The 16,228-nt window shown below is 68.1% G+C and carries 13 protein-coding genes; all 13 read right to left on the bottom strand.

Translation table 11 applies throughout. From position 1 onward, the window contains the following. Position 1: 1 nt before the first annotated feature. Positions 2-934, bottom strand: a complete 933-nt coding sequence (locus ASC98_RS25670; protein WP_082542304.1) for a DMT family transporter — start codon at positions 932-934, stop codon at positions 2-4. Positions 935-967: 33 nt separating this feature from the next. Then, entirely contained in the window at positions 968-2,287 is a 1,320-nt protein-coding gene (gene glnT, locus ASC98_RS25665; protein WP_056808876.1) for a type III glutamate--ammonia ligase, read from the bottom strand. After that, the gene (gene gabT / locus ASC98_RS25660; RefSeq protein WP_056808877.1) at positions 2,284-3,570 is read right to left on the bottom strand and encodes a 4-aminobutyrate--2-oxoglutarate transaminase; all 1,287 of its coding nucleotides are present in this window, start codon (positions 3,568-3,570) and stop codon (positions 2,284-2,286) included. Before gabT ends, glnT begins: the two co-directional genes overlap by 4 nt. A gap of 13 nt (positions 3,571-3,583) precedes the next feature. Further along, the gene (locus ASC98_RS25655) at positions 3,584-5,071 is read right to left on the bottom strand and encodes an aldehyde dehydrogenase (RefSeq protein WP_056808878.1); all 1,488 of its coding nucleotides are present in this window, start codon (positions 5,069-5,071) and stop codon (positions 3,584-3,586) included. Positions 5,072-5,084: 13 nt separating this feature from the next. Next, positions 5,085-6,497: a DUF3138 family protein gene (locus ASC98_RS25650; RefSeq protein ID WP_056808879.1), complete on the bottom strand. Its 1,413-nt coding sequence runs from the start codon at positions 6,495-6,497 to the stop codon at positions 5,085-5,087. Positions 6,498-6,536: 39 nt separating this feature from the next. Further along, positions 6,537-7,385 carry an ABC transporter permease gene (locus ASC98_RS25645; protein ID WP_056808880.1) on the bottom strand — a complete coding sequence of 283 codons (849 nt, stop codon included), beginning with the start codon at positions 7,383-7,385 and terminating at the stop codon, positions 6,537-6,539. Beyond that, positions 7,382-8,299, bottom strand: a complete 918-nt coding sequence (locus ASC98_RS25640) for an ABC transporter permease (RefSeq protein WP_056808881.1) — start codon at positions 8,297-8,299, stop codon at positions 7,382-7,384. The genes ASC98_RS25645 and ASC98_RS25640 overlap by 4 nt, the downstream gene beginning before the upstream one ends. 424 nt (positions 8,300-8,723) lie before the next feature. Then, positions 8,724-9,833, bottom strand: a complete 1,110-nt coding sequence (locus tag ASC98_RS25635; protein ID WP_056808882.1) for an ABC transporter ATP-binding protein — start codon at positions 9,831-9,833, stop codon at positions 8,724-8,726. Between the two features lie 115 nt (positions 9,834-9,948). Continuing rightward, positions 9,949-11,052, bottom strand: coding sequence for a polyamine ABC transporter substrate-binding protein (locus ASC98_RS25630; RefSeq protein WP_157598280.1), 1,104 nt, complete (start codon positions 11,050-11,052; stop codon positions 9,949-9,951). A gap of 48 nt (positions 11,053-11,100) precedes the next feature. After that, on the bottom strand, positions 11,101-12,483 hold the full coding sequence (locus ASC98_RS25625) for an aspartate aminotransferase family protein (RefSeq protein WP_082542305.1): 1,383 nt from the start codon (positions 12,481-12,483) through the stop codon (positions 11,101-11,103). A gap of 16 nt (positions 12,484-12,499) precedes the next feature. Next, entirely contained in the window at positions 12,500-13,867 is a 1,368-nt protein-coding gene (locus ASC98_RS25620) for a glutamine synthetase family protein (RefSeq protein WP_056808885.1), read from the bottom strand. A gap of 81 nt (positions 13,868-13,948) precedes the next feature. Further along, positions 13,949-14,737 carry a gamma-glutamyl-gamma-aminobutyrate hydrolase family protein gene (locus ASC98_RS25615; protein ID WP_056808886.1) on the bottom strand — a complete coding sequence of 263 codons (789 nt, stop codon included), beginning with the start codon at positions 14,735-14,737 and terminating at the stop codon, positions 13,949-13,951. Between the two features lie 133 nt (positions 14,738-14,870). Then, positions 14,871-16,199, bottom strand: a complete 1,329-nt coding sequence (locus tag ASC98_RS25610; protein WP_056808887.1) for an FAD-binding oxidoreductase — start codon at positions 16,197-16,199, stop codon at positions 14,871-14,873. Positions 16,200-16,228 lie beyond the last annotated feature (29 nt).

The following is a 16,228-nucleotide window of genomic DNA, read 5'->3' as shown; positions in this document are numbered from 1 at the left end:
GTCAGGCCGGGCTGCGGGCAGGCCAGGTCGCGAACAGCACCCCGGCAATCGCCAGGCCAAAGGCAGCGGCCTGCGTCGCGCTGATCCGTTCCCCGAGGAACACCACGCCGATCGCTGCCGCGCTGATCGGCAGCAGCACCGTGAAGATGCCCGCCGACGAGGCCGGCACCTGGCGCAGGCCCGTCATCCACAGCCACACGGTGACCATGCTGGCCGCGAGCGAATAGAACAGCAGCAGCGACCACGAGCCCGGCTGCACCGCGCCGAAGTCGAACGACATCGCCTGCCACAGCCCGAGCGGCGTCACCAGCGCCAGCCCCCACAGGTTCACCAGCGCGCTGATGCGCCTGGCCGACACGTTGCCGGTGAGCTTCTTGCCCATCACCACGTACGAGGCCTCGCAGATCACCGCGCCGAACAGCAGCAGGTTGCCGAGCAGCGAACTGCCGCCCTGGTCGCTGCCGCCGTGCGCCACCACCGACACCAGCGCGATGCCGCCGACCGCGCACGCAATGCCCACCGCCACGCGCGGCACGATGCGCTCCTTCAGGAACAGCCGCGACAGGATCGCCACCGCAGCCGGGATCGCGGCCATGATCACGCCCGCCGCCAGCGCCGAGCTGAGGCCGACGCCGAACAGCATGCAGATCGAGAACAGGAAATTGCCGAAGAAGGATTCGAAGAACAGCAGGATGCGGTCGTGCCGGCTCAGCGGCGCTTCGCCGGGCCGGCGCCTCACCCAGCCGACCATCGCGACCGCTGCCATGCCGAAGCGCAGCCAGGCCAGCAGGAAGACCGGGAACACCGCCAGCAGCAGCTTCGACAGCCCCACGTAGCTGCCCACCAGGGCCATCGAACTGCCGAGGCAGAGGTAGGCGATCCACGGCGCGTGCGCGCGGTGGGCGGCCCCAGGGGCCGAAGACGAAGAGTTCATTCGAGAAGGAGGAGAGGGGGCACGGGGGAGGGCTCAGAACGCCGAAGCGTACCGCGCAATCTCCCAGCCGCTCACATGGCGCGCGTAGTCGGTCCACTCGGCGCGCTTGAGCCGGATGAACTCGGCCGACAAGGTCTCGCCGAGCGCCGCGCGGATCACGTCGTCGGCCTCGAGCGCGTCGACCGCCTCGCCCAGGCTCTGCGGCAGCAGCCCGATGCCGCGCTCGCGGACCTGCGCCAGGCTGAGCGGGAACAGGTCTTCGGTGCAGGCCGGCCCCGGGTCGAGCGCGCGTGCGATGCCGTCGAGCCCGGCGGCGATCAACCCGGCCGTCGCCAGGTACGGGTTCGCCGACGCATCCGGCAGGCGCCATTCGAAGCGGCCGTCGAGCGTGCGGACCAGCGCGGTGCGGTTGTTCGGCCCGTGCGCGACGTAGGCCGGCGCCCAGCTGGTGCCCGACAGCGATTCGCCGACCACCAGCCGCTTGTAGCTGTTGACGGTCGGCGCGGCCAGCGCGCACAGCGCGGCCGAATGCGCCAGCACGCCGGCGATGAACTGCAGTGCGAGCGTCGACAGCGGCTGCTGCCGGTCGGCGAACACGCAGTCGCCACCGGCCCACAGCGACACGTGGAAGTGCATGCCGCTGCCCGGCTGGTTCGCGAACGGCTTCGGCATCATCGAGAACACACTGCCGTGCCGCTCGGCCAGCGCCTGCGCAGCCAGCTTGAACAGCATCAGGTGGTCGGCGCTCGCCAGTGCCTCGGCATGGTGGAAGTTCAGCTCGTACTGGCCGTGCGCGTCTTCATGGTCGACCTGGAACACGTCGAGGCCGCATTCGGTGAGCGCCGCGGCGAGCTCGTGCAGGAAGGCGGCCTGGCGCGGCAGCGTCTTCAGGTCGTACGACGGCTTGTCGAGCGCGTCGTGCGGATCGGCCGGCGCGATGCCGCCGTCGGCCGTGCGGCGCAGCAGGAAGAACTCCGGCTCGATGCCGGTGCGCAGCGTCCAGCCGCGCCCGGCCAGCCGCGCCAGCTGGCGCTTCAGCACCTGGCGCGGGCAGGCGTCGAACGGCTCGCCGGCGACATGACCGTCGCAGACGATGCGCGCATAGCCCGGCATCCACGGCAACGCGCGCGCGGTCTCGGGCTGGCCGCGGCCGTAGTACTCCGCGCGCGGGCCGGTGCGCGGCAGCCCGGTGCCCCAGATCGACGGACCGGCAAAGCCCGCGCCCTCGGCCAGCAGGCTCTCCAGGTGCGCGAGCGGCACGTACTTGCCCTTCGCGACGCCGTGCAGGTCGGTGAACTGCGCGACCAGCGTGTGGACGCCCTCGGCCTGCAGCCGCTCGCGGAGTTCTTTCATGCGCTCGCCGCGGCCGCCCGCAGCGAGGCCTGCAGGATCGCGGTCGCCTCGACGAAATGCGCGTCGGGGATCGTCAGCGGGAACAGGAAGCGGATCACGTTGGCATCGACGCCGCAGCTCAGCAGGATCAGCCCGCGCTGCAGGGCTTCGGCCTGCACCTGCTTCGTGAACGCGGCGTCGGGCGCGTCGGTGCCGGGGCAGTCGAACTGCACCGCCACCATCGCGCCCAGCCCGCGCACGTCGGCGATCTGCGGCACGGCAGCGCGCAGCTCGTTCAGCACCGCCTTCAGCCGGTCGCCGAGCGCCTGGCCGCGCGCCGGCAACTGCTCGTCGTGCATCACGCCGATCACCGCATGCGCGGCGGCAATCGCCAGCGGGTTGCCGGCGTAGGTGCCGCCGAGGCCGCCGGGCGCGGGGGCATCCATGATCTCGGCGCGGCCGGTCACCGCCGACAGCGGCAGCCCGGCGGCCAGCGACTTGGCGCTGACGAGGATGTCGGGCAGCACGTCGGGGAAGTGCTCCATCGCGAACAGCCGGCCGGTGCGGCCGAACCCGGTCTGCACCTCGTCGGCGATCAGCACGATGCCGTGCTCGTCGCACAGCGCGCGCAGCCAGCGCAGCGCGTCGGCCTGGATCACGTTGAAGCCGCCTTCGCCCTGCACCGGTTCGAACACGATGGCCGCGACGCGCGACGCCTCGATGTCGGCCTTGAACAGGTGCTGCACCGCCTTCTGCACTTCGGCCAGGTTCGTGCCTTCAGCGGGGAAGGGCACGTGGTAGATCTCGGGCGGGAAGGGGCCGAAGCCGGCCTTGTACGGCTGCACCTTGCCGGTCAGCGCCACCGCGAACAGGCTGCGGCCATGGAAGGCGCCGCCGAACGCGATGACACCGGCGCGCTTCGTGTGGGCGCGGGCGATCTTCACCGCGTTCTCGATCGCCTCGGCACCGGTGCTGAAGAACGCGGTCTTCTTGGCGTGGCGGCCGGGCGTCAGCGCATTGAGCTGCTCGGCCAGCGCGATGTAGCCCTCGTAGGGCACGACCTGGTAGCAGGTGTGCGTGAAGCGCTTCAACTGCGCCTCGATCGCCGCGACGATCTTCGGGTGGCGGTGGCCGGTGTTCATCACCGCGATGCCGCCGGCGAAATCGAGGAAACGCCGGCCTTCGACATCCCACAGCTCGGCGTTCTCGGCATGGTCGGCGAAGAACGTGCCCATCACGCCGACGCCGCGCGGCGTGGCCGCGGCCTTGCGGGCCATCAGCTGTTCGTTCTGCGAGTGGTTCATCGCGGTTCTCCGGTCAGTCCAACCGTATCCAGGTGGTCTTGAGTTCGGTGTACTTGTCGAACGCATGCAGCGATTTGTCGCGCCCGTTGCCGCTCTGCTTGAAGCCGCCGAACGGCACGGTGATGTCGTCTTCGTCGTACTGGTTGACGTGCACCGTGCCGGCGCGCAGCGCGCGGGCCACGCGGTGCGCGCGGTTGATGTTGCTGCTCCACACGCTCGCCTGCAGGCCGTAGGCGCTGTCGTTGGCCATCGCGATCGCTTCGTCCTCGGTCTTGAAGCGGATCACCGACAGCACCGGCCCGAAGATCTCCTCGCGGGCGATCTTCATGCTGTTGCTGACACCGTCGAACACCGTCGGTTCGACGAAGTAGCCGCCGCTGTCCTGGCGCGACTGCCGGCCGCCGGCGGCGAGCCGCGCGCCTTCGCTCTGCCCGGCATCGATGTAGCCCATCACCGTGCGCAGCTGCGTGTCGTCGACCAGCGCGCCGAGCTCGGTGCCGGCGTCGAGCGGGTTGCCCGGCTGGTACTTCGACGCCTCGGCCGTCACCGTCTTCACGAAGTCGTCGGCGATGCTGTCGTGCACGAACACCCGCGACGGCGCATTGCACGACTCGCCCTGGTTGAAGAACATGCTGCCGGCCACCGTCTGCGCGGCGCGGGTGAGGTCGTCGAAATCGGGGAACACGACGAAGGCCGACTTGCCGCCCAGCTCGTTGTAGACCCGCTTCAGGTTGCTGCGCCCGGCGTACTCCAGCATCTTGCGGCCGACGCGCGTGGAGCCGGTGAAGCCGATCGCGTCGACCTGCGGGTGCAGTGCGAGCGCCTCGCCGGCCTCGTGGCCGTAGCCGGGCACCACGTTGAACACGCCTTCGGGCAGGCCGGCCTGCAGCGCGAGCTCGGCCAGGCGCAGCGCGGTCAGCGGCGATTTCTCGCTCGGCTTCAGCACCACGCTGTTGCCGGCGGCAAGTGCCGGGCCGAGCTTCCACGAGGCCATGATCATCGGGTAGTTCCACGGCACGATCGCGCCGATCACGCCCATCGGCTCGCGCGTGATCAGCGCCAGCGCGCTGTGCGGCGTCGGCGCGATCTCGTCGTAGACCTTGTCGACCGCCTCGGCATACCAGGCGATGCAGCGCGCGGTGGACGGCACGTCGACGCTCAGGCTGTACTTGATCGGCTTGCCCATGTCGAGCGTCTCGAGCAGCGCCAGCTCCTCCTTCGCGCCGAGGATCAGCTCGGCGAAGCGCTGCAGCACCTTCTTGCGCTGGGCGGGCGCCTTGCGCGACCAGCGGCCGTCGTCGAACGCACGGCGCGCCGACTGCACCGCCGCATCGACGTCGGCCGACTGGCCGCGGGCCACCTGCGTCAGCGTACGGCCGTCGAGCGGCGATACGCAGCCGAAGGTCTCGCCCGCGAGGGCCGCAACGCGCTGGCCGCCGATGAAGGCGCGGCCGTCGAATCGTTGTTCAGCGGCCCGAGCGATCCAGTCGATGGAAGCCATGTCGTCTCCTTCGTCAGAACGTCAACACCACCGAGGCTCCGAGCAGGTGGTTGCTCTTCTTGTAGCTGCCGTCGTTGGCGTCGATGAAGACCGGCAGTGTCGCGCGATCCAGCCGGTATTCGGCCTTCAGGGTCGTGTTGCGGGTCATCAGGTAGTTGAAGCCGACGGCCAGCGCATAGCGGTTCGCGCCTTCGTCGCAGCCGTCGACCAGCGCCCCCGGCGCGCAGCCCAGTGCCGGGTCAGGGCCGATGCCGTTGCGGTCGTCGGCCACCGAGTACTGCAGCAGCCCGCCGCCGTTCTTCTTGTTGTTGATGTAGTCGGCGCGGACCACGCCCTCGAAGCGCGGCTGGAACTTGTAGGCGGCGAGCGCCGACAGGCCCCACCACTTCGCGTCGCGCAGGCTGCCGTCGGCCGCCGGCACGATCGACGCATTGCGCTGGCGGCCGACACCGACCTGGCCCTGCACCGTCCAGTCGCCGCGGATGAAGTAGCCGTCGATCTCGAACAGGTCGAGCCGGGTGTCGTCCTGCGGGATCACCTCGAGCGTCGTCGGATCGATCGCGCTTTCGGAGAAGTTGCCGACCTTGCCGTGCACGCCGGCGAAGCCGAAGCCGTTGAACTCGCCCTTCGAGTAGTCGACGCGGTAGGCGAACACCGGCGCCTTGTGGTTCGCGCCGTTCTTCGTCTTGTTGTAGTTGGCCAGCACGCCCTTGATGTCCCACTTGCCGCGGATGAATTCCAGCCCGGCACCGGTGTACACGGTGGGCTCGGTGAAATCGAGCAGCAGGCCGCGCGTCACCAGCTTGGTCAACGGGCCCTGCACGTATTCGTAGCCCGACCAGTCGGGGATCTGGCCGAAGATGAAGCGGGTTTGCAGGTCGCCGATCGGGATCGACGCCGAGGCCTCGTGCACGATCGAATTGCCGTCGGGGTCGGCGATGGAGCCGGCGCCGCGGTTGGGCATCAGCGTCAGGCGCAGCTTGGTGCCACCATCGAGCTCCTTCTGGAAATCGAGGTTGACCACGCCGAAGTAGCCGTTGTCGTAGTTGTAGCCGTCGTCCGAGACGCGGTTCAGGAACTGGAAGCCGGCGCTGTGCTGGTTCTTGTTGTAGATCCAGGTCGGGTCGACGTAGCCGCCGATCTTCAGGCCCTTCAGGCCTTGCGCTTCCATCGCGTCTTCGAGCGCCTCGGTCTTCACCGCGATGCGGTTGAAGTCCTGCACCTGCTCGGGGGTCATGCCCCATTGCTTTTCAGTGGGCTTGGCCTCGGGGGCCGACTTCTCGGCCAGCTTCTTCTCCAGGTCCGCGATGCGCTGCTTCATCGCCTTCAACTCGTCCATCAACTCCTTGTTCGACTGCGCCTGGGCGGGGGCCGCGAACGCGGCGGCGATCGCCAGCGCCAGGGTCGAGAGCTTCGCGAACTTCATCGGTTTTCTCCTCGGGGTTGGATTCGGGGTGTTGCGATGTCAGGCGCCACGCTGGGCCGCGTTCATTTCCTGCACGCGACGCCGCTCGGCGCGCGCGATCCAGAGGCTGGCCGCCGCGACGCAGATGGCGACGATCACGATGATCACGGTGGCGACCGCATTGACGCTCGGGTTCAGCCCGAGCCGGGCGCGCGAGAAGATCACCAGCGGCATCGTGGTGGCGCCGGGGCCCGACAGGAAGGCCGACACCACCACGTCGTCGAGCGACAGGCTGAAGGTGAGCAGCCAGGCCGAGGCCAGCGCCTGGCCGATCATCGGCAGCGTGACCAGCGTGAACACCTGCCAGGGCCGCGCGCCGAGGTCCATCGCGGCCTCTTCGAGCGACGGGTTCAGGTCCTGCAGCCGGGCCTGCACGACGACGGTGGCGTACGACATGCCGAGCAGCAGGTGGCCGAGCCAGATCGTCATCAGCCCGCGCTCGGGAAAGCCGACCGCCTTCTGCACCGACACCAGCATCAGCAGCAGCGACAGCCCGCAGATCACCTCAGGCATCACCAGCGGCGCGTTGACCAGGCCGTTGAACAGCGTGCGGCCGGTGAAGCGCCGGTACTTGACGAGCGAGAACGCGGCCAGCGTGCCCAGCACGACCGAGCCGCAGGCGCTGAGGAAGGCGATCTTCAGCGACAGCCACAGGCCGGACAGCATTTCGCGGTCGTGGGCGAGCTTGCCGTACCAGTCGAGCGTGAAGCCGCCCCACACGGTGGGCAGCGGCGACGCGTTGAACGAGTAGATGACGAGCGTGACGATGGGCAGGTACAGGAACACGAAGCCCCCGACCAGCCAGGCGCGGCCGAACCAGGCGGCCCTCGGGTGCACGGTGCCGCTCATCGCCTGCGCTCCTGGCTTTCGACCTGGTACTTGTTGAAGAGCGCCAGCGGAAACACGATCAGCAGCACCAGCACGACGGCGACGGTGGACGCCATGGTCCAGTCGTTGTTGCTGAAGAACTCGTCCCACAGCACGCGGCCGATCATCAGCGTCTGCGGGCCGCCGAGCAGCTCGGGGGTGACGAACTCGCCGACGCAGGGAATGAAGACCAGCATCGAGCCGGCGATGATGCCGGCCTTCGAGAGCGGCACGGTGATGCGCCAGAACCCCTGCCACGGCGTCGCGCCGAGGTCGGCCGCGGCCTCGAGCAGCCGCAGGTCCATCTTCGCGAGGTTGGCGTACAGCGGCAGGATCATGAACGGCAGGTAGGTGTAGGTCATGCCGATCACGAGCGAGAAGGGCGTGTTCATCAGCTTGCCGGGCACCTCGATCATCTGCGCCTGCACGAGCAGCGTGTCGAGGTGCAGCCCGACGATCAGGCGGTGCACCCAGCCGTTTTCCTCGAGCAGGCCCTTCCAGGCATAGACGCGCAGCAGGAACGAGGTCCAGAACGGCAGCATCACGAGCATCAGCAGCGCGGGCTGCAGGCTCTGCTTCGCCCGGGCCATGAAGTAGGCGAACGGGTAGCCGATCAGCAGGCACAGCACGGTGGTGATCAGCGCGAACTTCAGGCTGGAGACATATGCCTTGAAGTACAGCGCGTCGCCGGTCATGAAGACATAGTTGCCGAACTTCAGCGTGATCTTCAGCGCGCCGTCGGCCACGCTCGTGATGTCGTTCGGCGTCACGGCGCCCATCTCCGACAGGCTGTACTTCAGCACGATCAGGAACGGGGCCAGGAAGAACACCAGCAGCCACAGGTACGGGATGCCGATGACGGCGCTTCTTCCTCTCCACCATGTCGGAGCGTTCATGGGTTTGCTCCTTCTTGCTGTGCGCGCAGGCTGCGGCAGGGGGACTGGGCTGGGGGCTCATGCCGGGTCGGTCGGCCCTGGCGGGCCGACTTCACGAAGAAGATCGGCTCCGGGGTCGCGCCGCGAAACTCCCTCCGCTCACTTCGTTCGCTGTGGTCAGACAGTCGCGGCGAGTCAGTCTCACGAAGCGCGCAAGCGCGCCGACCCCGGAGCCGATCTTCTTCGTCGCCCCAGAAATCGCCCCCAGCCCAGTCCCCCTGCCGCAGCCCGCGAACCGCTTGTGTTCGTCGAAGTACCACGCCGTCGCAGCGCGCAAGACCATCCCGTTCGGGTCGAGCAAGACCCCGTTCGGGCCGAGCAAGACCCCGTTCGGACTGAGCTTGTCGAAGGCCGCGCGCAAGGCGAGCGGTTCGTGAGGGGGCTGTCATTGCGTCAGCACCACGTGAGCCGAGGGAGACCAATGCGCCCAGACCTCGTCGTCCCAGGTGAGCACGTCGTCGCGGTGCCGCTCGGCGTTGTTCTGGCTCACCTTCAGCATCGCGCCGCTCGGCAGCTGGATGTGGAAGACCGTGAAGCTGCCGAAGTACGCCAGGTTCTTCACCTTGCCGCGGGCCCGGTTGTGCGGGCCGTGCTCACCCTCCGGTGGGTTGCGCGACAGCTGGATCTTCTCGGGCCGCAGCGCCACCGTCACCTCCATGCCCTCGGTGCCGGTGATGCCGTGGCCCACGTAGTGCGTGCAGTCGGGGCAGGTGATCACGACGTGGTCGGGCTGGTCCACCGTCACCGCGCCGTCCATCAGGTTCACGTTGCCGATGAAGTCGGCGACGAAGCGCGTCGCCGGCGTCTCGTAGATGTCGGCCGGCGGGCCCACCTGCAGGAAGCGGCCTTCGCTCATCACCGCGATGCGCGACGCCATCGTCATCGCCTCTTCCTGGTCGTGCGTCACCATCACGCAGGTCACGCCGACCTCTTCGATGATGTTCACCAGCTCGATCTGCGTTTCCTCGCGCAGCTTCTTGTCGAGCGCGCCCAGCGGTTCGTCGAGCAGCAGCAGCTGCGGCTTCTTCGCCAGGCTGCGCGCCAGCGCCACCCGCTGCTGCTGGCCGCCCGACAGCTGGTGCGGCTTGCGCTTGCCGTACTTCGTCAGCTGCACCAGCTTCAGCATCGCGTCGACCCGCTCGGCGATCTCGGCCTTCGGCAGCCGGTCGCGCCGCAGGCCGAACGCGATGTTGTCCCACACCGTCAGGTGCGGGAACAGCGCGTACGACTGGAACATCATGTTCAGCGGCCGGGCGTACGGCGGCAGGCCGGCGAGGTCCTTGCCGTCGAGCACGATGCGGCCCGAGGTCGGCGTCTCGAAGCCCGCGAGCATGCGCAGCAGCGTCGTCTTGCCGCAGCCCGACGAGCCGAGCAGCGCGAAGATCTCGCCTTTCGCGATGTCGACGCTGACGTGGTTGACCGCGACGGCACCGCCGCCGAAATCCTTCACCACATCCTCGATGCGAAGAAAGCCGCCTTGAGATGTATCCGTCATTGGGAAGATCCACGCAAAGAGCTGAGATCAAGCGGCCGCCGCGGAACCGGCTTTGCCGGGCCGCTGGCGGCGCCCCCTTGAGGGGGAGGCGCGTCAGCGCCTCGGGGGTGGGTCATCAGATGCCGGTCTTGAAGCTGGTGTAAATGCGCGTCATCGTGCGCCGGATGTCGTTCGTCACCGCCTCCGGCAGCGCCATCTTCTGCATGTCGGCATCGCCCGGGAACACCGTCGGGTTGCTGGCCACCTCGGGCTTGATGAACTTGCGCGACTCCTTGTTCGGATTCGCGTAGAACACCTTGTTCGTCAGCGAGGCGTGCACCTCGGGCTTCATGATGTAGTTGATGAACTTGTGCGCGTTGTCCGGGTGCGGCGCATCGACCGGGATCACCATCGTGTCGAAGAACAGCACGCCGCCGGTCTTCGGAATCAGCGCCTCGATCTTCTGCCCGGTCTTGCTGTCGATCGCGCGCTGGCGGGCGATGTTGATGTCTCCCGACCAGCCGAGCGCGACGCAGATCGAGCCGTTGGCCATGTCGTTGATGTAGCCCGACGAACTGAACAGCGTCACCGACGAGCGGATCTTCTTCAGCAGGTCCGGCACCGCCTGGTAGTCGCCGGCATTGCGCGAGAACGCCGGCTTGCCGAGGTAGTGCATCGCGGCCGGCACGATGTCGGTCGGCGAGTCGAGGAAGGACACGCCGCACGACTTCAGCTTGCTGATGTATTCAGGCTTGAACACCAGGTCCCAGGCGTTGTCGGGCATCGGCAGGCTGCCGAGCGCAGCCTTCACCTTGTCGACGTTGATGCCCACCGTGGTGTAGCCCCACAGCCAGTCCACCATGTAGTCGTTGCCCGGGTCCAGCCGCGCCAGCGTCGCCTGGGTCTGCGGGTCCATGTTCTTCAGGTTCGGCAGCTTGCTCTTGTCGAGCTTGCGCAGCAGCCCGCCGTCGGCCTGCAGCTTGGCCCAGTACGACGACGGCACCACCACGTCGTAGCCGCTCTTGCCGGCCACCAGCTTCGCATGGACGATTTCGTTGTTGTCGAAATTGTCGTAGCGCACCTTGATGCCGGTCTCCTTCTCGAAGTTCGCCAGCGTGTCCTCGGCGATGTAGTCGGACCAGTTGTAGATGTTGATGACCTTGTCTTCTTCCTGCGCCAGCGCCTGCGGACTCCAGCCCACCACGGTCGCGGCGAATGCAAAGCCCAATGCACCGAACATCTGCTTCATGGTCATGTCCTTCGTGTTGAGAAAACTTGAGGCGTGAACTCAGATCCAGCCGCGCTGCTTCACGTCGGCGAGCGTCAGGTCGAGGCACTTGCGGATCAGCCCGACCATCTCGTCGAGCTGCGCGATCGTCATCACCAGCGGCGGCGCGACGATCATCCGGTCGCCGACGGCGCGCATGATCAGCCCGTTGCCGAAGCAGTGGCCGCGGCACACCATGCCCACTTCGAGCAAGGGGTCGAACACCCGGTTGGCCGCCTTGTCCTTGACCAGCTGCAGCGCGCCCATCATTCCGCAGGTCTGCGCCTCGCCGACCAGCGGGTGCTCGCCGAGTTCGGCAAAGCGCGCCGCGAGGTGCGGGCCGAGCTCGGTGCGCACGCGGTCGACCAGCCCCTCGCGCTGGATCAGCCGGATGTTGGCCAGCGCCACCGCGCAGGCCACCGGGTGGCCGGAGTAGGTGTAGCCGTGGTTGAACTCGCCGCCTTGCTCGATCAGCACCTTCGCGATGCGGTCGCCGACCATCACGCCGCCGAGCGGGATGTAGCCCGAGGTCACGCCCTTCGCGAAAGTCATCAGGTCGGGCTTGAAGCCCATCGTCTCGCAGCCGAACCAGCGGCCGGTGCGACCGAACCCGGTGATGACTTCGTCGGACACGACGAGGATGCCGTGCTTGTCGCAGATGCGCTGGATCGCCGGCCAGTAGCTCGACGGCGGCACGATCACGCCGCCGGCGCCTTGCACCGGCTCGCCGATGAAGGCGGCCACCTTGTCGGCGCCGACCTCGAGGATCTTCGCTTCCAGCCAGTCGGCCGCGCGGATGCCGAACTCCTCGCGGTTCATCCCCTGGCCGTTCTCGAACCAGAACGGCTGCTCGATGTGGGTGATGCCCGGAATCGGCAGCCCGCCCTGCGCATGCATGCCGCTCATGCCGCCGAGCGAGGCACCGGCCATCGTCGAGCCGTGGTACGCGTTGTGGCGGCTGATGATCACCGTGCGCTCGGGCTGGCCGAGCACGTCCCAGTAGCGGCGCACCATGCGCACCACGGTGTCGTTGCCTTCGGAGCCGGAGCCGCTGAAGAACACATGCTTGAACTGCGGCGGCGTCACCTGCGCCAGCAACTCGGCCAGCTCGATCGCCGGCGGTGTCGCGGTCTGGAAGAACGAGTTGTAGAACGGCAGCTGCTTCAGCTGCGCGGTGGCGGCGTCGATCAGCTCCTGGCGGCCGTAGCCGACGTTGACGCACCACAGGCCGGACATCGCGTCGAGGATCTTGTGGCCCTCGCTGTCCCACAGGTAGATGTTGTCGGCCTTCGTGATGATGCGCGAGCCCTTGGCCGACAGCGACTTGTAGTCGGTGAACGGGTGCAGGTAGTGGGCCGCGTCGGCGGCCTGCCATTGCGCGGTGCTGCGTTGCGGGTTGCTCATGGTCTTGATCTCCCGGTCAGACATGGAGGAGGAGGTGTTCGCGCTCCCAGGGGGAAATCACCTTCATGAACTCGTCGTGCTCGATCTCCTTGATCTCGGAGTAGACGGTGATGAACGGCTTGCCCAGCACGTCGTGCAGGTCCTTCTCGTCCGACAGCCAGCCCAGCGCCTCGCTCAGCGAGCGCGGCAGCTGGTACTCCGACAGGTAGGCGTCGCCCTTGCACTCGGCGGCCGGCTCGATCCGGTTCTTGATGCCGAGGTAGCCGCAGGCGAGCGTGGCCGCCAGCGCCACGTACGGGTTCGCATCGGCCCCGATCACGCGGTTCTCGACCCGGCGTGCCGCCGGTGTCGCCACCGGCGAGCGGATGCCGACAGTGCGGTTGTCGGTGCCCCACTGGATGTTGATCGGCGCCGCGGTCGAGCGCGCGAGCCGGCGGTACGAGTTGACGTACGGCGCGAACAGCGCCATCGCCGCCGGCGTGTACTTCTGCAGCCCGCCGATGTACCAGAAGAACTCCTTCGACGGCGAGCCGTCCTCGTTGCTGAAGATGTTCTTGCCGGTCAGCTTGCTGACGATGCTCTGGTGCACGTGCATCGCGCTGCCCGGCTCGTTGGCCATCGGCTTGGCCATGAAGGTGGCGTACATCTCGTGGCGCAGCGCCGCCTCGCGGATCGTGCGCTTGAAGAAGAACACCTCGTCGGCCAGCCCGAGCGGGTGGTCGTGGAAGAAGTTGATCTCCATCTGGCCCGCGCCGACCTCGTGGATCAGCGTGTCGACGTTCAGCTCCATCTGCTCGCAGTAGGCGTAGATGTCCTCGAACAGCGGGTCGAACTCGTTCACCGCATCGATCGAATAGGCCTGGCGCGAGGTCTCGGCGCGGCCGCTGCGGCCCTTCGGCGGGCGCAGCGGCTGGTTCGGGTCGGTGCTGCGCTCGATCAGGTAGAACTCGAGTTCCGGCGCGACCACCGGGTCCCAGCCTTCGGCGGCGTACAGGTCGCAGATGTTGCGCAGCACCGAGCGCGGCGCGTACGGGATCATCTTGCCGTCGCGGTCGAAGCAGTCGTGGATGACCTGCGCGGTCGGGTCGACCGCCCACGGCACGATGCGCACCGTGCTCGGGTCGGGGCGCAGGTGCATGTCGCGGTCGGTCGCATGGATCACGTCGTAGTACGGGCCTTCCTCGGGGAACTCACCGGTGACGCCGATCGCGACGATGGCCTCGGGCAGCCGCATGCCGCGGTCTTCGGTGAATTTCTCGCGCGGCAGGATCTTGCCGCGGGCCACGCCGGTGAGGTCGGGCACCAGGCATTCGATCTCGGTCACGCGGCGGTCGTTGAGCCACTGTTCGAGGTCGCTGAAATTGAAGTTGTTCTTGTCCACCATGGGATCACCTGTTTGATTCGTTGGCCGCAGGTCGGGAGTGACCTGCGGTTGGGTCGAGCGTCAGGGCAGGGTGGAACGCACCTAACGGTCGGGGTCGCGGTGCGGCTCCCGGTGGCGGTCGCGGAACGACTGGCAGGCGGCGCCGAAGGCCTTGAACAGGCGCAGCGAGATCGGGTTCTGCGCGGCCTGCCATTCGGGGTGCCATTGCACGCAGAGGTTGAAGGACTTGGCCTCGGCCATCGAGAAGGCCTCGACCAGGCCATCGGGCGCGCGCGCCTCGACGCGCAGCCCCGGCGCGAGCTTGTTGACGCCCTGGCCGTGCACCGAGTTCACCTGGAACGACGGCCTCTCGACGATGCCGGCGAGCGTGCCGCCGGGGACCACGGTGACCTCGTGCGCGAAGTCGTAGACCACCTCGGGCGGCGCGTCTTTCAGATGCGGCGCGCCGCGGTGGTCGCGCTGGCCGGGCACCTCCTGCACGGCCTGGTACAGCGATCCGCCGAGCGCGACGTTGGCCTCCTGGAAACCGCGGCAGATCGCGAACAGCGGGATGCCGCGCGCGAGCGCCCGCGGGATCATCGGCAGCGTCCAGTCGTCGCGGTCGGGGTCGAGCGGGAGCGACGGGTCGTGCACCGCTTCGCCGAAGTGGCTGGGGTGCACGTTCGACGGCGAACCGGTGAGCAGCACGCCATCGGCGACGTCGAGCAGTTCGTCGATCTCGGCCGCGGTGGACGAGGGCACCACCAGCGGCAGGCAGCCGGCCAGGCGCACCGCGTCGATGTACTTCTTGCCCGCGATGTGGAAGGGATGCAGGCCGACCAGTCGGTTGCACGCGGGGACCAGGACGACCGGCTTGTTGGGTGTTTTCATTGGGCTTGCTGCGTGTCGCTTGTTGAGCGACAGCACACTGGGCTTGCTGTCAACAGACATGGAGCAATGAGCGTGCCTGTGAGTTTGACCCCACGAGGCACAAAGTCAATCGGAAGGAACCTCGCTGCGGCACTCACAGCATGTCCTTCAGGCGGTAGTACGCCATGCCCATCACCAGGGCCGGCGTGCGCAGCAGCGGGCCGCCGGGGAACGGGCGGTGGCGCAGTGCCGCGAAGGTGTCGAAGCGGGCCGCATGGCCGTCGATCGCCTCGGCGACCAGCTGGCCGGCGAGGCCGGTCAGCGCGAGGCCGTGGCCCGAGAAGCCCTGCAGGTAGTAGATGTTGTCGTGGTGCGGTTTCGAGCCTGCGCCTGCACCCTCGGCGGGCAGGCGCCCGAAATCGGGCGCGCGGTTCATGCTGATGTCGACGAAGCCGCCCCACGAGAACTCGACCGCGGTGTCCTTCAGTTGCGGGAAGCTGCGCGCCATGCGGCGCTGCATGCTGGCCGCGAGGTTGATCGGCGTGCTGGTGCTGTAGCTGACGCGTCCGCCGTACAGCATGCGGTGGTCGGGCGTCGGGCGGAAGTAGTCGAGCACGAAGTTGGTGTCGCACACCGCGGACTGCGACGGGATCAGCGAGCGCGCGAGTGAGGGATCGATCGGCCGCGAGGCCACGATGTAGGTGCCGACCGGCATGATGCGGCGTTCGAGCTGCGGCGCGAGGCCTTGCAGGTAGACGTTGCCGGCGAGCAGCACGTGCTTCGCGCGCAACTCGCCCTGCGGTGTGCGCAGCCGCACCGTGGGGCCGGGCGTGATCGATGTGACCGGCGACTGCTCGAACAGCTGCACGCCGAGGCTGGCCGCGGCTCGCGCGAGCCCCAGGCTGTACTTCAGCGGATGCAGGTGCCCCGAGCGCGCATCGTGCGCGCCGCTGTGGAAGCGCGGGCTCGCGATCCACTGCGGCAGCTCGGCCGGCGCGATCCAGGTGGTGTCGTGGTCGTAGCGCTCGCGCATCAGCACGTGCCAGTCGTGCAGCTCGCGCGCCTTTCGGGCATTGACGGCCACGCTGAGGTAGCCCGGCTGCCAGTCGCAGTCGATCGAGAAACGCCTGCAGCGCGCGTGGATCAGGTCCAGCGCTTCGAGCGTCATCGTCCACACGCGGCGCGATGCATCGAGGCCGAGCTGGTCCTCGATCACCGTCTGCTCGCAGGCCAGGCCGGCGATGGCCTGGCCGCCATTGCGGCCCGAGGCGCCCCAGCCGACCTCGCGGGCTTCGAGCAGCGCGACGCGGTAGCCGCGGTCGGCCAGCTCGATCGCGGCCGACAGCCCGGCGAGGCCGCCGCCGACCACCGCGACATCGCATTCGAGGGACGACGACAGCGTGGGAAAGCCCTGCGTCCGCTGCACGGTCGCGGCGTAGTACGAGTGGCGGGTGAGATCGCTGTCGGCGCTCAGGAAGCTCATACGGTAGGCGCTAGGCAAGGCCCTCTGGT

Source organism: Rhizobacter sp. Root1238, from assembly GCF_001425825.1.
In the GTDB taxonomy this organism is placed as follows: domain Bacteria; phylum Pseudomonadota; class Gammaproteobacteria; order Burkholderiales; family Burkholderiaceae_C; genus Rhizobacter.
Note: the sequence above shows the minus strand (reverse complement) of the source record. Positions and strands in the feature narration are given on the sequence as shown.

What these genes read in the sequence shown, in the direction of transcription:
- ASC98_RS25670 (WP_082542304.1), bottom strand. Translation starts at nt 934, where the DNA reads ATGAACTCTTCGTCTTCGGCCCCTGGGGCCGCCCACCGCGCGCACGCG.
- glnT (WP_056808876.1), bottom strand. Translation starts at nt 2,287, where the DNA reads ATGAAAGAACTCCGCGAGCGGCTGCAGGCCGAGGGCGTCCACACGCTG.
- gabT (WP_056808877.1), bottom strand. Translation starts at nt 3,570, where the DNA reads ATGAACCACTCGCAGAACGAACAGCTGATGGCCCGCAAGGCCGCGGCC.
- ASC98_RS25655 (WP_056808878.1), bottom strand. Translation starts at nt 5,071, where the DNA reads ATGGCTTCCATCGACTGGATCGCTCGGGCCGCTGAACAACGATTCGAC.
- ASC98_RS25650 (WP_056808879.1), bottom strand. Translation starts at nt 6,497, where the DNA reads ATGAAGTTCGCGAAGCTCTCGACCCTGGCGCTGGCGATCGCCGCCGCG.
- ASC98_RS25645 (WP_056808880.1), bottom strand. Translation starts at nt 7,385, where the DNA reads ATGAGCGGCACCGTGCACCCGAGGGCCGCCTGGTTCGGCCGCGCCTGG.
- ASC98_RS25640 (WP_056808881.1), bottom strand. Translation starts at nt 8,299, where the DNA reads ATGAACGCTCCGACATGGTGGAGAGGAAGAAGCGCCGTCATCGGCATC.
- ASC98_RS25635 (WP_056808882.1), bottom strand. Translation starts at nt 9,833, where the DNA reads ATGACGGATACATCTCAAGGCGGCTTTCTTCGCATCGAGGATGTGGTG.
- ASC98_RS25630 (WP_157598280.1), bottom strand. Translation starts at nt 11,052, where the DNA reads ATGTTCGGTGCATTGGGCTTTGCATTCGCCGCGACCGTGGTGGGCTGG.
- ASC98_RS25625 (WP_082542305.1), bottom strand. Translation starts at nt 12,483, where the DNA reads ATGAGCAACCCGCAACGCAGCACCGCGCAATGGCAGGCCGCCGACGCG.
- ASC98_RS25620 (WP_056808885.1), bottom strand. Translation starts at nt 13,867, where the DNA reads ATGGTGGACAAGAACAACTTCAATTTCAGCGACCTCGAACAGTGGCTC.
- ASC98_RS25615 (WP_056808886.1), bottom strand. Translation starts at nt 14,737, where the DNA reads ATGAAAACACCCAACAAGCCGGTCGTCCTGGTCCCCGCGTGCAACCGA.
- ASC98_RS25610 (WP_056808887.1), bottom strand. Translation starts at nt 16,199, where the DNA reads ATGAGCTTCCTGAGCGCCGACAGCGATCTCACCCGCCACTCGTACTAC.